The organism is Microvirga sp. TS319, from assembly GCF_041276405.1.
Classification (GTDB): Bacteria; Pseudomonadota; Alphaproteobacteria; order Rhizobiales; family Beijerinckiaceae; genus Microvirga.
Genome location: NZ_JBGGGT010000002.1, coordinates 763,418 through 782,266, shown reverse-complemented (window position 1 = coordinate 782,266; position 18,849 = coordinate 763,418). Strand labels below are relative to the sequence as shown.

Below are 18,849 nucleotides of genomic sequence, written 5' to 3'. Positions count from 1 at the left end.
GATGACTGATCGTGAGGAAGCGGATGTTACGAGCCGGCCTTCAGGCGGTCGAGGACCTTGCCTTCGATCTCCTCGATGCCCGCGGGCACGGCCGGATACCACTTGATGTTGTCGATCGCGGCCTTCGGGAAGCTGTCGGCGAACTGATCCTTCAGCTTGCCCTGCATGAGCTTGTCGGCGCCGTTGGATGCCGTGAAGTTGCCGGCGGAAGCGGCCACCTTCGCGGCGACCTCAGGACGCATGTTGAAGTTGATCCACTTGTAGGCGGCATCGTCGTTGCGACCCTTGGCCGGAATGGCGAAGGTGTCGACCCAGCCCAGAGCGCCGGACTTCGGGGCGATGAACTTGATGTCCGGGTTCTCGGAGTTCAGCTTCCAGCCGCCTGTGTCCCACGCCATGGCGGCGACGACTTCGCCGGAACGGATAGCATTGAGAAGCTGATCCTTGCCGTCCCAGAAAAACTTCACGTTCTTCTTGCACTCGGCGAGCTTGGCGCCGACCTTGTCCATCATCGCGGCATAGGCCTTGGCATCGCCGTAGGACGCGAAGGGATCCATGCCGTTGGCGAACGCGAAGGCGATGAGCGCCGGGCGCTTGGCGCGGAAGCTCGTCTTGCCGGCGAGCGACGGGTCGCAAAGGTCGTTGTAGTCGGCAACCTTCGGCGCGGCCTTCGTGTTCACGATGAGACCATCGGTGCCCCAGATGTGGGGAACGCCGTAGACCTTGCCGTCCACGGTGGTGTTCTTCTTGGTCGCCTCGAGCATGGAGGCGATGAACTGGTCGGATTTGAGCTTCGACAGGTCGAGCGGCTTGTAGATTCCGAATTCCGCTTGCGGGCCCGCGATGCGGTCCTGGCTCGGCTGCACCAGATCGAAGCCGGCGCCCTGGGTTGCGCGCAGCTTGGAGATCATCTCCTCGTTGTTCGAGAGCGTGATCTCGACGTCGATCCCGGTTTCCTTGGTGAACTGATCCACGACCTCCTTCGGAGCGTAGTCCGCCCAGGTCAGGAGCCGGAGCTTCTCGGCCGCCTGGGCCGTTCCGGCGATCATGAGAGCGGCGAAAGCTGTGGCCAGCTTCAAGCCGGCGCGCTTGGTCAACATTGTCATCCTCCATAAGGTCGGGCTTTTACCCGTGTTCCCCAGTTGCAAAGTTATATGACACTGCGACGACACGCTAGGGGGTCCGAAGCCGGCTCACGAACCTGTCCATGGTGACAGACGACGGCCCCATGGGTATGGATAAGCTCCGCTGTTCCGGAGCCTTTTTCAGCCATGCGCACCTTCTACCCCGAAATCGAACCCTATGATCGCGGCATGCTCGACGTCGGTGACGGGCACCGGGTCTATTGGGAATTGTGCGGCAACCCCGATGGCAAGCCCGTGGTGTTCCTCCATGGGGGCCCGGGCGGCGGCTTCTCGCCGGCGGCGCGTCGTCTGTTCGACCCGGATAAGTACAAGATCCTGCTCTTCGACCAGCGCGGTTGCGGACGTTCCACGCCCTATGCGAGCCTTGAGGCCAACACCACATGGCATCTCGTGGCCGATATCGAGCGCCTTCGCGTCATGATCGATGTAGACAGGTGGATGGTGTTCGGCGGCTCCTGGGGCTCGACCCTCGCCCTCGCCTATGCGGAAACCCACCCGGAGCGCGTCACGGAACTCGTGCTGCGCGGGATCTTCACGCTCCGCCGTGAGGAGTTGCTTTGGTATTACCAGGAAGGCGCATCCTGGATCTTCCCCGACAAATGGGAGCGTTTCCTTGCTCCCATCCCGCAGGAGGAGCGCGGCGACCTGATGGCCGCCTACCGCAAGCGTCTGACCCATGCGGACCCCGCCGTCCGGCAAGAGGCCGCAAGCGCGTGGAGCCTGTGGGAGGGCGAGACCATCACCCTCCTCCACAACCAGGAATTCACCAACCAGTTCGGTAACGATCATTACGCGATCGCATTCGCCCGAATCGAGAACCACTACTTCGTCAATGGAGGGTGGTTCGAGGAAGGGCAGCTGATCCGCGACGCCTGCAGGCTAAAAGGAATCCCCGCCATCATCATCCAGGGCCGCTACGACGTCGCCACGCCGCCCAAGACGGCCTGGGATCTGCACCGCGCATGGCCCGAGGCCCGCTTCATCATGGTGCCGGATGCGGGCCACGCCGTGAACGAGCCCGGAATCCTGCACCATCTCATCGAGGCGACGGACGCTTTCGCGAGGGGCTGACCCTCGCGAGTGCCCTACTTCGCCGTCCAGCCGCCATCCATGGACAGGTTGGCGCCCGACATCTGGCTCGCCGCGTCCGAGCAGAGGAACACGGCCAGCGCCGCGACCTGCTCGACGGTCACGAACTGCTTGGTTGGCTGAGCCTCGAGCAGAACGTCGTTGATCACCTGCTCCTTGGTCATGTTGCGCGCCTTCATCGTGTCAGGGATCTGCCTTTCCACGAGAGGCGTCCAGACATAGCCGGGGCTGATGCAGTTCACCGTGATGCCGTGGGTCGCCACCTCCAGAGCAACGGTTTTCGTCAAGCCCGCGATGCCGTGCTTGGCGGCGACATAGGCCGACTTGAAGGGCGACGCCACGAGGGAATGGGCAGAGGCGGTGTTGATGATCCGCCCCCAACCGCGCGCTTTCATGCCCGGCACCGCGGCACGGATGGCATGGAAGGCCGAGGAGAGATTGATCGCGATGATCTGGTCCCATTTCTCGACCGGGAACTCCTCCACCGGCGAGACGAACTGAATGCCCGCATTGTTGACGAGGATGTCCACGCTGTCGAGGCTTTTCTCGGCCTGATGAATCATGTCGGCGATCTCGTCGGCTTTGAGCATGTTGGCCGGCGAATAGAGGGCTTTCACGCCGTACTCGCTCTCGATGGCGGCACGGGTCCTCTCGATCTCCGCTTCATCACCGAGTCCGTTGATGACCACGTTCGCGCCTTCCTTGGCGAAGGCCCCGGCGATGGCCAGCCCGATCCCGCTGGTCGAGCCGGTAACGACGGCATTCTTGGCTTTCAAAGTCATGATCTACTCCGCATGGGCCTCCGGCCTCGGGGCTATCGAGCCACAATGACATAACATGAAGGGGGACGACACGTTGAGCCTGACAAATCGGAGCACCCGTCCCTCACCACTGTTCCCTCACGTGGAGCCCTCTCGCCTGCCTCCAAGGCATAGCGCAAGGTCAACTCCCGCATTGTTCCAACCCGGTCGATGTGAGAGAGATCTGGGGCAACGATTGGACGGGTGAATAGTGCAGACACCTCGATTTCTACCCTGCGGCGATACCGCTCTGACCGTCGAGTTCGGGAGCGCGATCGACCCCGGCCTGAACGGCAAGGTCCTCGCGCTCGATTCCCTTCTGCGCGCCAACCCGCCTGCCGGGCTCATCGAGACCGTCCCCACCTATCGCTCCCTCACCCTGCAATTCGACCCCACGATCACCGACTACGACGCGCTCATTCACCTTCTCGAAGAGGCGTCGACCGGCCTGCAGCCGCAAGCCGCGATGGGCACACGCTGGCGCGTCCCCGTGGTCTATGGCGGGGAATACGGCGTCGACCTGGATGACGTGGCGGAGCGCCATGGACTGACGCCCTCCCGGCTCATCGAGCTTCATTCGGCCGCCGTGTACCGGATCTACATGATCGGCTTCATCCCGGGCTTTGCCTATCTCGGCGGCCTCGACCCGCGAATCGCCACGTCGCGGCGCACCCAGCCCAGGCTGAAAGTTCCGAGCGGATCGATCATGATCGGCGGCGAGCAGGCCGGAATCGTCCCTATGGAGATGCCGAGCGGCTGGCATCTTCTGGGGCGCACGCCGGTGCTGAGCTATGCCCCCGGGCGCGATCCGGCCTTTCTCTTCGCGGCCGGAGACGAGGTCGTGTTCGATCCCATCGATGCCTCACGGTGGAACGATCTCGAAAGGGCCGCGCTGGCGGGCGAGCCCGTTGCGGAGCCGGTGCACGCATGACGGACCTTGTCGTGAAGAATTGCGGGCCGATGACGAGCCTTCAGGATTGGGGACGCATCGGTTATCAGCGTTTCGGCGTCTCGCCGTCCGGCGCCATGGATCGCCGCTGCCTTGCCATGGCGAACGCGCTCGTCGGCAATGCGCCGGAGGTCGCGGCGATCGAATTCATGAATCTTGGCGGCAGCTTCACCTGCGAGGGCGGGAGCCTGCATGTCGCCCTCGTTGGCGCAGGCTGCATGGCGAGCCTGGACGGCAAGCCCCTCGAACCCGACACGACCATCGTTCTGAACGAGGGCGACACGCTGCAGGTCGGCCATCCGCGCAGCGGCACATTCGCGTATCTCGCAGTCGCAGGCGGCTTCATGGTCGAGCCGCAGCTCGGCAGCCTGTCCTTTCACCCGCGCTCCCGTCTTGGCGGGCTGAACGGAGCGGCACTGAAGGCTGGAGATCGCCTTTCCTGCCGGCCGGATGCACAGCAAGGCGCTCCGGGGCATCTGCCGCTCGCGCCTATTGAGGATTCCGGCCCGATCCGTGTGATCATGGGGCCGCAGGACGATTACTTTACGCAGGAGGCGATCCGGACCTTCCTGAGCGCAGAATTCACCATCAGCCCTCAGGCCGACCGGATGGGCTTCCAGCTGAACGGCCCACAGCTCGAGCACGGAAACGGTTTCAACATCGTGTCCGACGGAATCGTGGACGGGCACATCCAGGTGCCGGGAAGCGGCCTTCCCATCGTGCTCATGCGCGATCGTCAGACGGCAGGCGGCTACCCGAAAATCGCCACGATCATCAGCGCCGACCTTGGACGCTTCGCGCAGATGCGCCCCGGCTCCCCTGTTCGCTTTCGAGCCGTCTCGCGGGATGAGGCCGTGGCTGCGGCTCGTCGGCTGAAGGAGTGGCTGGGGGCACTTCCCTCAGCCCTCGTTCCGCTGCGCTTCGAACTCACGACGGACCATCTTCTCAGCACGAATCTGATCGGCGGCATGGTGGACGCGCACGCTCCTCAAACCTCCGATCCCTCGGAATGAAAGTGACGGAGCGCCTCGTGGGCGATCCGTTGTCTCACCTGGTCTTGACGCCGCTTTCGTCGGAGCGGTCCGCCGCACCGATGGCCTTGGCGGTTTTTCGGTGTTTATGGAGGATCCACTCGGTGTAGCCGTTGGGCTGGGCGGCGCCCTCGAACACCAGATCGCAGGCGGCCTGGAAGGCCGGGCCGTCAAAGCCGGGCGCCATCGCCCGGTAGAGCGGGTCGCCCGCATTCTGCCGGTCGACCACCGCCGCCATGCGCCGCAGGCTCTCCTCCACCTGCGCGCGCGTCACGATCCCGTGCCGCAGCCAGTTCGCGATATGCTGGCTCGAAATCCGCAGCGTCGCCCGGTCCTCCATCAGCCCGACCTCGTGGATGTCCGGCACCTTCGAGCAGCCTACCCCCTGGTCGACCCAGCGCACGACATAGCCGAGAATGCCCTGGCAGTTGTTGTCGAGCTCCTCCTGCACTGCCGCCGGCGCCCAGTTCGACTGCGCCACCGGCACCGTCAGGAGCGCGGCCAGCGGCGCCGGCGCGCGCTGGCGCAGCGCCGCCTGGCGCGCCCCCACGTCGACCGCATGATAGTGCAGCGCATGCAGCGTCGCGGCGGTCGGCGACGGCACCCAGGCGGTGCTGGCGCCGGCCTCCGGATGGGCGATCTTCTGGGCCAGCATCGCGGCCATCCGGTCGGGCGCCGCCCACATGCCCTTGCCGATCTGGGCATGGCCCGGCAGCCCGCAGGCCAGCCCCACATCCACGTTGTGGTCCTCGTATGCCTGGATCCACACGCTCGCCTTCATGTCGGCCTTGCGCAGCATCGGGCCGGCCTCCATGCCCGTGTGGATCTCGTCGCCGGTGCGGTCGAGAAAGCCGGTGTTGATGAAAAACACCCGCCGGGCCGCCGCCGCGAGGCAGGCCTGGAGGTTGACCGTGGTGCGCCGCTCTTCGTCCATGATGCCCATCTTGAGCGTGTCGCGGGACAGCCCGAGCAGGTCCTCGACCGCGCCAAACAGCGCGTCGGCGAACGCCACCTCGTCCGGCCCGTGCATCTTCGGCTTGACGATGTAGACCGATCCGGTGCGGCTGTTGCGCAGCGGCCCGGTGCCTTTGAGATCGTGCAGCGCGATCAGCGCCGTGACCGCCGCATCGAGGATCGTCTCGGGGATCTCCTGCCCGGCTTCGTCGAGCACCGCATCGGTGAGCATGTGATGGCCGACATTGCGCACCAGCATCAGGCTGCGGCCCGGCAGCCGCACCGCGCCGCCTCCGGGCGCGGTGTAGACCCGGTCCGGGTTGAGCCGGCGCGTGACGGTCTGCCCGCCCTTGGCGAAGGTCTCGACGAGATCGCCCTTCATCAGGCCGAGCCAGGTGCGGTAGACCGCGACCTTGTCGGCGGCATCCACCGCCGCGACCGAGTCCTCCAGGTCCATGATCGTCGACACCGCCGCCTCGAGCACGAGATCGGCCACGCCGGCCGGATCGGCGGCCCCGATCGGATGCGAGCGGTCGATCCGGAGCTCGAGATGCAGGTTGTGGTGGCCGAGCAGCACCGCAGAGGGGCTCTCCGCCGCGCCCTGGTAGCCGACGCACTGGGCCGGGTCGGCCAGGCCGGTCTCGCGCCCGTCCTGAAGCCGGACCACCAGCGCCCCGGCCCGGACGGCATAGCCGGCGGCGGCGGCGTGGCTGCCCTGGGCCAGCGGCACGGCCTCGTCGAGCAGCGCGCGGGCGCGGGCCACCACCGCGGCGCCGCGCGCCGTGTTGTAGCCGTCCGAGCGGGCGGTGGCGCCGTCATCGGGGATCGCATCGGTGCCGTAGAGGGCATCGTAGAGGCTGCCCCAGCGGGCATTGGCGGCATTGAGCGCGTAGCGGGCATTGGAGACCGGCACCACGAGCTGCGGACCGGCGATGCGGGCGATCTCGTCATCGACGTGGGCGGTCGTCACGCTCACCGCCTCGGGCGCGGGCACGATGTAGCCGATCTCGCGCAGGAAGCGCTCGGCGGCGGCCGGGTCGAGCGGCTGGCCGGCGCGGGCGCGGTAGAAGGCGTCGATCGCGGCCTGGAGGCTGTCGCGGGTGGCCAGCAGGGCCCGGTTGCGCGGCGCGAAATCGCGCACCAGCCCGGCCAGGCCGGCAAAGAACGCATCCGCCGCGATCCCCGTGCCGGGAAGCGCCTCCCGCACCACAAAATCGTGAAGAGCCTCCGCTACCGACAGCCCATGCGTCTGAACGCGATTCATTGTTCCCACTTTCATGGAGTGACCATTCCTGGCCTTAGCTTAAGGCGCCGCGCCTAAAAATGAAGATGCTCTCCTCTTGCCTGAGACAAAGGGTGGTTGCGGCGCAAAATCGAAACGGGGCAATAAAAAAGCCGCCCGAAGGCGGCTGTTTTTAGAAAGTTCTGGTGGAGCTGAGCGGGATCGAACCGCTGACCTCGTGAATGCCATTCACGCGCTCTCCCAACTGAGCTACAGCCCCACTTGAAATCCGCGGTGTTTGGGGCACCGCGGCGTCTCTATAATCAGGTCCGACGCGAGGTTCAAGCCTCTTCGTCGTCTTCCAGATCACTATCGATCAGATCCGAGACGTCGTCGTCGCCCTCTTCCTCGTCTTCGAGGAAGGTGTCGTCGGTGTCGTCCTCGCCCACGTCGATGTCGTCATCGGCCGGGATGTCCTTCTCGTTCTCGCCAGCCTCGACCTCGTCGAGGGAGACCATCTCCGGACCGGTGTTCTCCAGCTCGGTGTCTTCCTCGTCATTGGAGGCGCGAGCGACTGCGGGAGCAGGGACGCGGCTCAGAGCCGCGGCCTGGAAGACGGTGCCGCATTTCGGGCAGACCGCCGGGTCCCTGTTAAGATCGTAGAATTTCGCGCCGCAGCTCATGCACTGGCGCTTCAAGCCGAGTTCCGGTTTGGCCACGGGTGATTGCCTTCATGGAAGTGAATGGTCGGGAAGGCACCCGTTAGTCATGAGGGAAAGGCTTGTCAAATGAGAAATTGCGCCGGACGGCTCATGCCGCGCACCTTGCGCGTGACGACAGGAGGAGGCCGTGTTAGAGCCCGCCCCAAAGAGAAGGCTCAAGGAATCCGAGAATGTCCCACGCCCATGGCCCGGCCGCCCCTGTCTCCAGCAGATCTGGAAATGCCCTGAAAGGACGCATTCGCGTTCCCGGTGACAAATCCATTTCCCATCGGTCCATGATCTTCGGGCTCCTCTCCATCGGCGAAACCCGGGTCGAGGGCCTTCTCGAAGGGGATGACGTTCTGCGCACGGCGGAAGCCTGCCGAGCCCTCGGCGCCACCATCACCAGGGAGGCCCCCGGCCGCTGGCGGATCAAGGGTGCCGGCATCGGCGGCTTGGTCGAGCCGAAGGACGTCCTCGATTTCGGCAATGCGGGCACAGGCTCACGCCTCATGATGGGCGTTGCGGGAAGCCACCCGATCACCTCCACCTTCGATGGCGATGCCTCGCTGCGCAAACGCCCCATGCGCCGTATTCTCGACCCTCTGGTGAAGATGGGCATTACGGTGGTGAGCGAGGCGGAGGGCGGCCGCGTGCCCCTTACCCTGCGCGGCCCCAAGGAGACTCTCCCGATCACCTACGAGACCCCCGCCGCCTCGGCCCAGATCAAATCGGCGATCCTGCTCGCGGGCCTCAATTCCCCCGGCCGCACCACGGTCATCGAGCGCGAGGCGACCCGGGACCACACGGAGCGCATGTTGCGCCATTTCGGCGCAACCGTCGATGTCAACCCCTACGGAGAGGATGGCCGTGCCATCACCCTCCATGGCCAGCCCGAGCTTCGCGGAACCGACATCGTGGTGCCGACCGATCCCTCCTCCGCAGCCTTCCCCCTCGTGGCCGCGCTGATCACCCCCGGCTCGGACATCGTGATCGAAGCCGTGATGATGAACCCGCTCCGCACGGGCCTGATCACCACTCTTCTCGAAATGGGCGCATCGATCGAGCGCCTGAACGAGCGTGACGAGGGCGGCGAGACGGTGGCGGACCTGCGCGTGCGCTCCAGTAAGCTCACCGGCGTGACCGTTCCTCATGGGCGTGCGCCCGCCATGATCGACGAATACCCGATCCTCGCAGTTGCAGCCGCCTTCGCCGAAGGCACCACCCGCATGCAGGGCCTCCATGAGCTGCGCGTGAAGGAATCGGACCGCCTCGCGGCCGTCGCAGCGGGCCTCGCAGAGGCGGGAGTTGAGCACGAAATCCAGGGCGACGATTTGATCGTGCATGGCGCCAAGACGGTGCGCGGCGGCGGCAACCCGATTGCGACCCATCTCGACCACCGCATCGCCATGTCCTTCCTGGTCATGGGTCTGGCGACGCAAGAGCCCGTGACCGTGGACGACGGGGCGATGATCATGACGAGTTTCCCGTCCTTCATCCCCCTCATGCGCGAACTCGGCGCCACGATCCAGGACTGAGTCCGCCATGATCATCGCAATCGACGGTCCCGCCGCCTCGGGCAAGGGAACCCTGGGCAAGCGCCTCTCCGACCATTTCGGCCTCGCGCATCTCGATACGGGCCTGCTTTACCGGGCCGTCGCCCGAGTCATGCTCGACCGGGAGCTCGACCTGACGGACCGGGACGCCGCCCATCAGGTGGCCCTCGACCTCGACGTGACGCATCTCGACGATCCACGCCTGCGGGGCGCTCAGATGGGCGAGGCGGCTTCCGTCATCTCCGGCTACCAACCAGTTCGCGACGCCCTGCTGGCCTTTCAGCGTCAGTTCGCCGAGCAGCCGCCCGGGGCGGTGCTCGACGGACGGGATATCGGCACCGTGGTCTGCCCTCGCGCGGATGTGAAACTCTTCATCACGGCCACTCCCGAGGAACGGGCCCGCCGCCGGCATCTCGAGTTACAGAAGAGAGGCGAGCAGATCGCCTACGAGACGATCCTGGACGATATCCGCCGCAGGGACGAGCGGGACATGAACCGCAGCTCGGCCCCGTTGAAGCCAGCGGCCGACGCAGTCACCCTCGATACGACCCACCTCGACGCGGATGCAGCCTTCCGCAGAGCCCTCGACCTCGTTCAGGCCAAGCAGTCCTGAACAGAACGCAACCTTGCGCCACGCTCAGAAGGTGGCACACTGAGCGAACCAGTCCGCCTCCCTTTCCGAGGAGTTTACGATGGTTCGCTCAGCGATCGCCCATCTAGCCGCGGGACTAGCCTTGCTCTGGACGGGCCTTCCGTTGCCGGCCGAGGCGCAGAACGACAACGAGGTCGACCTTGCCCTCGTGATCGCCGTCGACATCTCCTTTTCCATGGACACGGACGAGCAGGCCCTGCAGCGCGAGGGCTTCGCGCAGGCTTTCCGCTCACAGCAGGTCCATGACGCGATCCGAGGCGGATTGCTCGGGAAGATTGCCGTCACCTACATGGAATGGGCGGGCTCCCTCGACCAGAAGGTGATCATTCCCTGGACAGTTCTCGACAATTCCGAAAGCCTGATGGCCTTCGCGGACAAGATCGCCTCGACGCCTCTGCGCCGGGCTCAGCGCACGTCGATCTCGAGCGCCGTCGATTTCGGCGTGAAGCTCCTCGAAGAGAGCGGCATCGAAGCCGTCCGGCAGGTGATCGACGTCTCCGGAGACGGCCCCAATAACCAGGGCCGGGCCATCGTGCAGGCCCGCGACGACGCGGTGGCGAAGGGTATCATCATCAATGGGCTGCCGATCATGATGCGCCAGCCCGGCTATCTCGACATCGCCGAGCTCGATGTCTACTACAGGGACTGCGTGATCGGCGGCCAAGGGGCATTCACGGTTCCCGTCCGTGAGCGCGACCAATTCGTCGAAGCCATCAAGACCAAGATCCTGCTCGAGGTCGCCAGCCTCATGCCCGAGAAGCCCTCCCTCATCAACCGCATCCAGAGCGCGCCCACCACGAACTGCTTGGCCGGCGAGATGCAGTGGCGCGACCGCTGGAGCAACTGAGTCCCTCTCATGAAGAAGCTGACTTTGGCGCTCGTGGCCCACGACGCCAAGAAGAACGACATGGCCGATTTCGTCGCCATGTTCGAGAACGAGATTCGCCCCTTCAATCTTTTCGCCACCGGCACGACGGGCGGCCGGGTGATGGAACGCTGCCCTGCCCTCTCCGTCACCCGCCTGAAGAGCGGGCCGCTCGGCGGCGACCAGCAGATCGGCGCGATGATCGCGGAGGGCAAGATCGATGCCCTGTTCTTCTTCGTCGATCCTCTCTCGCCCCACCCGCACGATGTCGACGTCAAGGCGCTGATGCGTCTGGCGCTGGTCTACAACATCCCGATGGCCCTCAACCCCGCCACGGCCGAGCGTCTGATCCAGTCGTTCCGCGAATAGGTTCCCACTCCGGGACGGCCGCTGCGCGCCTTTCTCTGGATAAGGACGAGGATCGAATGGCGAGAACTTGCAGCATCGGCCCTGAAAAGGGGATTCCACTTTTGGGATCAATGCGATGCTGTAAGTCTATGGTTTTGAGCATCTTTTCACACAAAACCCGTGCCCACTTCCCGCATTCGATGCGCTAGCGCATCGTGCGGAAAAGTGGATCCGGTTTTCCGCTGGAACGATGCGCTAGTCTCAGAAGGGAGCATCGGATGGAACCCCAAAAGTGGATTCCACTTTTCACGTCCGATGCTCTAGGTCCCGCGCGGCTTTGCGCGCCGCGTCGGCAGCGCGGTCAGCGGGTCGTCCGGCCAGGGATGTTTCGGATACTGCCCGCGCATGTCGGCGCGCACGGCCGCCCAGGAGCCGCGCCAGAACCCCGGCAGATCCCGCGTGATCTGGATGGGACGCTGGGCAGGCGAAAGCAGATGCAGGATGAGCGGCACACGGCCCGCAGCGATGGCGGGATGTCTGTCGAGGCCGAACAGCTCCTGCACGCGCACCGCCAGAACCGGCCCCTCCTCCGCACCGTAATCGACGGGGATCTGCGAGCCCGTCGGCACCTCGATATGGGTCGGTGCCTCGGCATCGAGACGCCGCTGAAGGTTCCACGGCAGACGATTCCGCAAAGCTTCGCTCAGGAGATCCGGACCGATATCATTGAGGCCGCTCCTTCCGACGAGATGCGGCGCAAGCCACTCCTCCACGGTTGCGGCCAGCGCCGCGTCCGAAAGATCGGGCCATTCGTCGCCCTCGGCCTTTCGCAGGAACATCACGCGCTCGCGCCATTGCGCCAGCGCCTTGGACCAAGGCAACGCATCGAGCCCCACGGAGACGAGGCCTTTGGCAAGAATACGCGCGGCCTCTTCCGACGCCGGAACCTTCAGGGGGCGCTCGTTGAGCACGAGCGCTCCGAGGCGACGCACGCCACGAGCGCGCAGGGCCCGGGCCTGACGATCGAAGGCGATCTCGTCGCTCTGCTCGATCCAGTCCGCAAAAGCGGCTTCGATCTCCTCCATGGCGATCGGAGCGGCGGCGAGAATGCGCGCGGAGGCCGCGCCGCCCGAGATCTCGGCGATGGCGAGAGTGGACTCCTTGGCCAGACGCTCGTGCGGCTCCAGCGATGCGCCGCGTCCATTGGCCATGAGATAGTCGCCGAGCTTGCCCCGCGCCTTTGCAAGACGGTCCGGATAGGCGAGCGTCAGCAGCGCACCGAAGGAGCGCGGTTCGCCTCTGGTCGCGCCCGCCTGGCTCTTTGCCCAGCTATCGGCCATGCGCCGCATGTCGTCCGCACGGCGCGAGCGGTCCCGGCGGAAGCGCTCGACTCGCTCGCCCAGGTCCACCGTATCGCCGCCGAGCCCTCGTTCCACGAGAACGGCGGCGAGATCCGCCGCATCGCGGGCGTGACCGTTTTCTCCCGCGATCAGAACCATGCGGGCCAGACGCGGAGGAAGAGGCAGATCCCGCAAGCGCCGTCCCGTCTCCGTGATGCGGCCTTCTCCATCCAGCGCGTCGAGTTGCTGAAGAAGGGTGCGCGCCTCCTTCACGGCGGGAGCCGGCGGCGGATCGAGAAAGGCGAGCGTCGAGGGATCCGTCACGCCCCAGGCCGCGCAATCGAGAAGCAATGGCGCAAGATCGGCGGAGAGGATTTCCGGGCGCGCGAAGGATTCCAGCGCGCCCGTCGCCGCCTCTTCCCACAAGCGATAGCAGACGCCCGGCTCGGTTCGGCCGGCTCGGCCACGGCGCTGATCGGCGGCGGCGCGCGAAACGCGCACGGTCTCGAGGCGCGTCAGGCCGATATTCGGCTCGTAGACGGGTACGCGGGCGAGGCCCGAATCGATCACCACGCGCACGCCCTCGATGGTCAGCGAGGTTTCCGCGATGGACGTGGCGAGCACGACCTTGCGGCGGCCCGGCTTAGCGGGGCTCACCGCGAGATCCTGCTCCCCGCGATCGAGTGCGCCGTAGAGCGGCGCGATATCGACGGCAGGATCGGCGATGCGCTCACGCAGCATGGTCTCGACGCGGCGGATTTCCCCCTGTCCCGGCAGGAACACGAGGATCGACCCGCCCTCCCCGCGCAGGGCGCGCAAGGCGGCGTCCGCCACCTGCTCGTCGATGCGCCTGTTGGGATCGCGTCCGAGATAGCGCGTCTCCACCGGATAGGCGCGGCCTTCGGATTCGATCACCGGCGCGTCGCCCAAGAGCTTCGCGACACGGGCCCCATCGAGCGTGGCCGACATAACGAGCAGACGCAGATCCTCACGCAGGCCGCCCTGCGCATCAAGGGCGAGCGCAAGCCCGAGATCGGCATCGAGCGAGCGCTCGTGAAACTCGTCGAAGAGGACGGCCGCGATGCCGTCGAGGCTCGGATCATCGAGGATCATGCGGGCGAAGACACCCTCCGTCACCACCTCGATCCGCGTTCTGCGGCTGACCTTGGAGCCCAGGCGGACACGAAGACCGACGGTCTCCCCCACCGGCTCGCCCAGGGTTTGAGCCATGCGTTCCGCTGCAGCGCGCGCCGCCAGTCGCCGGGGCTCCAGAACGATGATCTTGCCGCCCCCCACCCAGGGCTCGTCGAGCAGCACGAGCGGCACCCGCGTGGTCTTGCCCGCGCCGGGCGGAGCGACCAGCACCGCATTGGCGCGGGTCCGCAGGCTCGCCGTCAGATCGGCGAGGACCGCATCGATGGGAAGGGAGCTGTCGAAAACGCGCATGCCGCCTGATGGCTCAAGCCGGTTTGAAGAGCAAGCGTGGCATTAAACCGGAAAGCCGTAACGCCTCAGCTCGGCGGCGAGGTCGACCTGCTCGTCGGGATAATGGATCGCATGCATGCCGAGCGTTCGGGCCGTTTCGATATTGGCCCGAGAATCGTCGATGAACACGCAATCCACCGCAGAAAGTCTGTAACGGTCGAGCAGAAGACGGTAGATGGCGGGATCGGGCTTCAGGAGCCGCTCGTCGCCCGAGACGATCACGCCGTCGAAACCGGCCAGGAAAGGAAAGAACTCCTTCGAAAGGACGAATTTGGGCCCGGAGAAATTGGTGATGGAATAATTCGGGACCCCGGCCTGCCGCAATTTCAGGAGCAGGGCCACGTTCTGCTCGTAGGTCCCTGAGACGGTTTCCGGCCAACGCTCGTGGAAGGCGCGGATCTGGCTCTCGTGGCCGGGATAATCCTGCACGAGGAGAGCAACGGCCTCATCCCAGTCGCGGCCCCGGTCCTGCTCCAGATTCCAGGCCGGGGTGCAGACATGGCTCAGGAACCACTCCATCTCCGCCTCGTCCTCGAAGAGGCCGCGGTAGAGATGGCGCGGGTCCCAGCGCAGCAGGACGTTGCCGATATCGAAGACGACGGTGGTCGGTTGGCGAGTGTTCACGAAGGCCCCCTCTTGCTCGTTTGCTTGTTCACTATCGCATCGTGCGAAAAAGTGGACCCGGTTTTTCGCTCGAACGATGCACTCACCTACGAAGGGAGCATCGGATACGATCCCAAGGGCGGATTCCACTTTTCACGTCCGATGCTCCGGGCCCTCATCCCTTCAGCCTCCGCTTGACCACTCGTCCATGAGGATGGTGCGGAAGATGGCGCGCCAGGAACGCAGCTCGAGGAACAGGCCCCCCCTGAAGCTTGAGCGGATCAACCCGGACAGCATTGCGTTTTGCCCTCGTGTTGATCGGGAGCGGGAAACGGCATGGGAGAGTGGTGGAAATCCGCGAAAAGCCTGAACTGGCGTACGGCCATGCTTCTGGGCCTCATCTCCAGCACCTTTTCCACTCTCGTCAGTCAGCTCATGGCCGCCAGAATCGGGCGGGATGCCGTCATCGAGTGGATGGTCGTCGCCTCCATCCCCTTGAGATCCCAGGTTTTCGCCATGGACCCGTCATGGGGCACCATCGCGGCCGGGATCCTCTTTCACCAATGGGCCGACTTTTCGTGGGCGCTCGTATTCTTCGGCCTGCTGGGGCGGTGGACCGGGAGCCTGAAGCCTCTCACAATCCTCCTCGTGGCCCTGCCTTGGGCCGTGTTCACCTCCGCCACGGAATGGTTCTTCCTGGTTCCGCTGGTCCCGTTCTGGCAGCCTGTTTTCACCCTGGAGCAGCCCTACTGGATCGGTCTTCTGGTCCACATGACCTCGGCCTCGATGTATCCGCTCTTTCCTTGGCTGCGCGATCGGCTCGGCGGCAGGTTGCCCTCCCTCCACCGGCGCTTCGCGCTCGCATGGAGCGCGTTCGCCCTCATCGGCCTGCTCTGCCTCGGCGCCGCTGCTTTCCTCGGGTGGCACGATCGCGAGCTGCCCTGGATGGGGCGCGACGCCGCCTACGACCAGGGCTATATGCGCCGCATGGCCGCGCATCACGCACAGGGAATCGAGCTCGCCCGGATCGCCGTCGAGAAGGCGCAGGAACCCTATCTGAGAGATCTCGCGCGGCTGATGGCTGCGAACCAGAAGGGCGAGATCACGATCTTCGCGCAATGGTGGCGCAGCTGGTTCCCTGGCCCATTGCAGCCCCCGACCGAGGACTACGCCACCATGCCGGGAATGCTCTCATCCGGGCAGATCGAGAGCCTGCGCCGTGCCGAGGGCTCCGATTTCGACCCGCTCTTCATTTCGCTCATGACGATGCACCACAAGGGCGCGATCCTCATGGCGGACGAGGCGCTCCGCCAGGCCGGCGACATTCGCCTGCGGCTCATGGCGCACGCCACGCGCCATTCGCAGCGCGGCGAGATCGAGATGATGCATGGAACCGAAGGTTTGGCAGCCGTGAAGGCAGCAACCCTGTCCATGATAGTGCCCGTGGGAGAGGCGAGCGCGGACAGGCGGGGGAGCCCTCTCCCCGCCCATCCCATGGCGCATTGATCGATCCGGGCTTTACAGCATCGGACGTGACATCGAACTCACGTCCCGCGCTTCAACTTCTTGGTTTGACGCATCTTTTCACGCAAAACCGGTACCCACTTCCCGCGTTCGATGCTTTTGATCTTGAGCATCTTTTCACGCAAAACCGGTACCCACTTTTGCGTTCGATGCTCTAGCCGCCGATATTGTAGGCCGCCAGCGCCGCCATGTTGACGATGTCGTTGTCGGTGGCGCCGAGCGAGACGATCTGGACCGGCTTGTCGAGGCCCACCACCAGCGGCCCCATGACCATCGCGCCGCCGAGCTCCTGCAGCATCTTCGTGGAGATGGATGCGGAGTGGAAGGCGGGCATGACGAGCACGTTTGCCGGCCCCTTCAGGCGGCTGAAGGGATACTGCGCCATCAGATCCCGGTTGAGCGCGACATCCGCCGCCATTTCGCCGTCGTATTCGAAATCGATCCGCATGTCGTCGAGGATCTGGACGGCCTCCTGGATCTTCTCGGCGCGCTCCGCCTTCGGATGCCCGAAACTGGAGAACGACAGCAGCGCGACCCGCGGCTCATAGCCGAGACGGCGGGCCACGCCCGCCGCTTCGATGGCGATTTCCGCGAGTTCCTGAGCGCTCGGCATCTCGTGGATCGCGGTATCGGCCACGAGAACCGTGTGACCGCGGGCGAGGCACAGGGAAACGCCGATGACACGATGACCGGGCTTGGCGTCGATCACATGGCGCACATCGGCGAGCGCCGTCGAGTAGTTGCGGGTCGCGCCCGTCACCATGGCGTCCGCGTCGCCGAGCGCCACCATCGAGGCCGCGAAATGGTTGCGGTCCTGATTGATCAGGCGCTGGCAGTCACGGAACAGATAGCCCTTGCGCTGAAGGCGCTCGTAAAGAAACTGCGCATAGGTGCTGTTGCGGTGCGACAGCCGCGCATTGTGGATCTCGATGCCCTCGCGCCCTTCGAGATCGATGCCCGCCTGGGCGGCCGTTTCGAAGATCCGCTCCTCGCGTCCGACCAGGATCGCCCGGCCCAATCCCTGGTTCACGAAGGACAGGGCGGCGCGGATGACCTTCTCCTCCTCGCCTTCGGCGAAAACCACGCGCTTGGGCATCTTGCGGACGCGCTCGAAGATGCGGTTGAGGGTGCCTGCGACGGGGTCGCGCCGGGCGGAAAGCTGCGCCTTGTAGGATTTCATGTCCACGATGGGACGGCGGGCGACGTCCGTCTCCATTGCGGCCCGGGCCACGGCCATCGGGATGGTGTGAATGAGGCGCGGATCGAACGGCACCGGGATGATGTATTCCCGGCCGAAGCGCGGGCGCGCGCCCTGGTAGGCCGCGGCAACCTCGTCCGGCACATCCTCGCGGGCGAGCTCGGCCAAGGCCTGTGCGGCCGCGACCTTCATCTCCATGTTGATGGTCGTGGCCTGCACATCGAGCGCACCGCGGAAGATGTAGGGGAAGCCCAGGACATTGTTGACTTGGTTCGGGTAGTCAGAACGCCCGGTGGCGACGATCACGTCGCTGCGGATACGCGCTACTTCTTCCGGAGTGATCTCCGGATCGGGATTGGCCATGGCGAAGATGATCGGATTGGGCGCCATGGACCGGATCATGTCGTCCGTGAAGGCTCCCTTTGCGGAAAGGCCGAACACGGCGTCCGCCCCGTTCAGCGCATCGGCCAGCGTGCGCGCGTCCGTCTCGGCGGCATGCGCGGACTTCCACTGGTTCATGCCCTCCGTGCGGCCCTTGTAGATGACGCCCTTCGTGTCGCAGAGGATCACGTTGTTGGGCGCAAAGCCCATGGCCTTCAGAAGCTCCGTGCAGGCGATGCCGGCAGCCCCCGCGCCGTTCACCACGAGCTTGGTCTCGGCCATGTCGCGCCCGGTGAGATGCAGCGCATTGATGAGACCCGCGGCGGCGATGATCGCCGTGCCGTGCTGGTCGTCATGGAAGACGGGAATATCCATGAGTTCCCGCAGGCGCTCCTCGATGATGAAGCATTCCGGCGCCTTGATGTCTTCAAGATTGATCCCGCCGAAGGAGGGCCCCAGATAGCGGACGCAGTTGATGAAGGCGTCGGCGTCTTCCGTATCGACCTCCAGGTCGATGGAATCGACGTCCGCGAAGCGCTTGAACAGAACCGACTTGCCCTCCATCACGGGCTTCGAGGCCAGCGCCCCGAGATTGCCGAGACCGAGGATGGCCGTTCCGTTCGAAATCACCGCCACCATGTTGGAGCGCGTCGTATAGTCGAAGGCGAGCGCCGGGTTCTCGGCGATCGCCAGCACCGGGACGGCGACGCCCGGCGAATACGCCAGGGACAGATCCCGCTGGGTCGCCATCGGCTTCGTGGGCACGACCTCGAGCTTGCCGGGCCTGCCCTGGGCATGGAACTGCAACGCCTCCTGGTCCGTGAAGGTGGGGCGTTTGCGGCGGGTCGAGGGCGTTTCTTCGGTCATGGGACTTTCGTATCTTGGCTGCGGGACCTTTGTTCGCAGGGGCTGCGACCATAAGGCCTGGGGCAGCTTGCCTCAAGACTTGTGCACACCCTTCGCGCAACTTCCATGATACGGGTGAAAGGGGAAGCAGGCTTTGCTA

The 18,849-nt window shown here is 65.2% G+C and carries 15 protein-coding genes and 1 tRNA gene; 8 read left to right on the top strand and 8 right to left on the bottom strand.

Annotation, left to right across the window (positions count from 1 at the left end):
- Positions 1 to 26: 26 nt before the first annotated feature.
- Positions 27 to 1,100, bottom strand: coding sequence for an extracellular solute-binding protein (locus AB8841_RS12990; RefSeq protein WP_370436256.1), 1,074 nt, complete (start codon positions 1,098 to 1,100; stop codon positions 27 to 29).
- A gap of 171 nt (positions 1,101 to 1,271) precedes the next feature.
- Between AB8841_RS12990 and pip the strand changes: the two genes are divergently transcribed.
- Positions 1,272 to 2,216 carry a prolyl aminopeptidase gene (pip, locus tag AB8841_RS12985; protein WP_370436255.1) on the top strand — a complete coding sequence of 315 codons (945 nt, stop codon included), beginning with the start codon at positions 1,272 to 1,274 and terminating at the stop codon, positions 2,214 to 2,216.
- Positions 2,217 to 2,230: 14 nt separating this feature from the next.
- On the opposite strand, the gene AB8841_RS12980 is transcribed toward pip, so the two are convergent.
- Positions 2,231 to 3,016, bottom strand: coding sequence for a 3-hydroxybutyrate dehydrogenase (locus tag AB8841_RS12980; RefSeq protein ID WP_370436254.1), 786 nt, complete (start codon positions 3,014 to 3,016; stop codon positions 2,231 to 2,233).
- A 229-nt stretch (positions 3,017 to 3,245) separates the two neighbouring features.
- Here AB8841_RS12980 and pxpB point away from each other — a divergent pair, with 229 nt between their 5' ends.
- Positions 3,246 to 3,965, top strand: a complete 720-nt coding sequence (gene pxpB / locus AB8841_RS12975; protein ID WP_370436253.1) for a 5-oxoprolinase subunit PxpB — start codon at positions 3,246 to 3,248, stop codon at positions 3,963 to 3,965.
- The gene (locus tag AB8841_RS12970; RefSeq protein WP_370436252.1) at positions 3,962 to 4,996 is read left to right on the top strand and encodes a biotin-dependent carboxyltransferase family protein; all 1,035 of its coding nucleotides are present in this window, start codon (positions 3,962 to 3,964) and stop codon (positions 4,994 to 4,996) included. The genes pxpB and AB8841_RS12970 overlap by 4 nt, the downstream gene beginning before the upstream one ends.
- Before the next feature lie 34 nt (positions 4,997 to 5,030).
- Here the strand turns inward: AB8841_RS12970 and AB8841_RS12965 are convergent, their stop codons facing one another.
- The 3 genes from AB8841_RS12965 to AB8841_RS12955 form a co-directional block, all read right to left on the bottom strand.
- Complete coding sequence (locus AB8841_RS12965) at positions 5,031 to 7,232, bottom strand: malate synthase G (RefSeq protein WP_370436251.1); 2,202 nt, start codon at positions 7,230 to 7,232, stop codon at positions 5,031 to 5,033.
- 162 nt (positions 7,233 to 7,394) lie between these two features.
- Positions 7,395 to 7,470 (bottom strand) — tRNA-Ala (locus tag AB8841_RS12960).
- A 61-nt stretch (positions 7,471 to 7,531) separates the two neighbouring features.
- Positions 7,532 to 7,909: a TIGR02300 family protein gene (locus tag AB8841_RS12955; protein ID WP_370436250.1), complete on the bottom strand. Its 378-nt coding sequence runs from the start codon at positions 7,907 to 7,909 to the stop codon at positions 7,532 to 7,534.
- Positions 7,910 to 8,082: 173 nt separating this feature from the next.
- Between AB8841_RS12955 and aroA the strand changes: the two genes are divergently transcribed.
- The 4 genes from aroA to AB8841_RS12935 all read left to right on the top strand — a co-directional run bounded on the left by aroA (position 8,083) and on the right by AB8841_RS12935 (position 11,333).
- Positions 8,083 to 9,429 (top strand): 3-phosphoshikimate 1-carboxyvinyltransferase, encoded by a 1,347-nt coding sequence (aroA, locus tag AB8841_RS12950; protein ID WP_370436249.1) that lies wholly within the window; start codon positions 8,083 to 8,085, stop codon positions 9,427 to 9,429.
- A gap of 7 nt (positions 9,430 to 9,436) precedes the next feature.
- Entirely contained in the window at positions 9,437 to 10,060 is a 624-nt protein-coding gene (gene cmk / locus AB8841_RS12945) for a (d)CMP kinase (protein WP_370436248.1), read from the top strand.
- A gap of 79 nt (positions 10,061 to 10,139) precedes the next feature.
- Positions 10,140 to 10,946, top strand: coding sequence for a DUF1194 domain-containing protein (locus AB8841_RS12940; RefSeq protein ID WP_370436247.1), 807 nt, complete (start codon positions 10,140 to 10,142; stop codon positions 10,944 to 10,946).
- A 9-nt stretch (positions 10,947 to 10,955) separates the two neighbouring features.
- Complete coding sequence (locus AB8841_RS12935) at positions 10,956 to 11,333, top strand: methylglyoxal synthase (RefSeq protein ID WP_370436246.1); 378 nt, start codon at positions 10,956 to 10,958, stop codon at positions 11,331 to 11,333.
- A gap of 299 nt (positions 11,334 to 11,632) precedes the next feature.
- On the opposite strand, the gene hrpB is transcribed toward AB8841_RS12935, so the two are convergent.
- A complete protein-coding gene (hrpB, locus tag AB8841_RS12930) occupies positions 11,633 to 14,098 on the bottom strand; it encodes an ATP-dependent helicase HrpB (protein WP_370436245.1) in 2,466 nt (821 codons plus the stop codon).
- Positions 14,099 to 14,140: 42 nt separating this feature from the next.
- Entirely contained in the window at positions 14,141 to 14,761 is a 621-nt protein-coding gene (locus AB8841_RS12925; RefSeq protein ID WP_370436244.1) for an HAD family hydrolase, read from the bottom strand.
- Between the two features lie 363 nt (positions 14,762 to 15,124).
- On the opposite strand from AB8841_RS12925, the gene AB8841_RS12920 reads away from it, so the two are divergent.
- Positions 15,125 to 16,246, top strand: coding sequence for a DUF305 domain-containing protein (locus AB8841_RS12920; RefSeq protein ID WP_370436243.1), 1,122 nt, complete (start codon positions 15,125 to 15,127; stop codon positions 16,244 to 16,246).
- A gap of 172 nt (positions 16,247 to 16,418) precedes the next feature.
- Here the strand turns inward: AB8841_RS12920 and AB8841_RS12915 are convergent, their stop codons facing one another.
- Positions 16,419 to 18,710, bottom strand: coding sequence for an NADP-dependent malic enzyme (locus tag AB8841_RS12915; RefSeq protein ID WP_370436242.1), 2,292 nt, complete (start codon positions 18,708 to 18,710; stop codon positions 16,419 to 16,421).
- Positions 18,711 to 18,849: the final 139 nt, after the last annotated feature.

Bases quoted from the DNA above. Each gene is read 5' to 3' on its own strand.
- AB8841_RS12990 (WP_370436256.1), bottom strand. From the start codon at position 1,100: ATGTTGACCAAGCGCGCCGGCTTGAAGCTGGCCACAGCTTTCGCCGCT.
- pip (WP_370436255.1), top strand. From the start codon at position 1,272: ATGCGCACCTTCTACCCCGAAATCGAACCCTATGATCGCGGCATGCTC.
- AB8841_RS12980 (WP_370436254.1), bottom strand. From the start codon at position 3,016: ATGACTTTGAAAGCCAAGAATGCCGTCGTTACCGGCTCGACCAGCGGG.
- AB8841_RS12970 (WP_370436252.1), top strand. From the start codon at position 3,962: ATGACGGACCTTGTCGTGAAGAATTGCGGGCCGATGACGAGCCTTCAG.
- AB8841_RS12965 (WP_370436251.1), bottom strand. From the start codon at position 7,232: ATGAATCGCGTTCAGACGCATGGGCTGTCGGTAGCGGAGGCTCTTCAC.
- aroA (WP_370436249.1), top strand. From the start codon at position 8,083: ATGTCCCACGCCCATGGCCCGGCCGCCCCTGTCTCCAGCAGATCTGGA.
- cmk (WP_370436248.1), top strand. From the start codon at position 9,437: ATGATCATCGCAATCGACGGTCCCGCCGCCTCGGGCAAGGGAACCCTG.
- AB8841_RS12940 (WP_370436247.1), top strand. From the start codon at position 10,140: ATGGTTCGCTCAGCGATCGCCCATCTAGCCGCGGGACTAGCCTTGCTC.
- AB8841_RS12935 (WP_370436246.1), top strand. From the start codon at position 10,956: ATGAAGAAGCTGACTTTGGCGCTCGTGGCCCACGACGCCAAGAAGAAC.
- hrpB (WP_370436245.1), bottom strand. From the start codon at position 14,098: ATGCGCGTTTTCGACAGCTCCCTTCCCATCGATGCGGTCCTCGCCGAT.
- AB8841_RS12920 (WP_370436243.1), top strand. From the start codon at position 15,125: ATGCTTCTGGGCCTCATCTCCAGCACCTTTTCCACTCTCGTCAGTCAG.
- AB8841_RS12915 (WP_370436242.1), bottom strand. From the start codon at position 18,710: ATGACCGAAGAAACGCCCTCGACCCGCCGCAAACGCCCCACCTTCACG.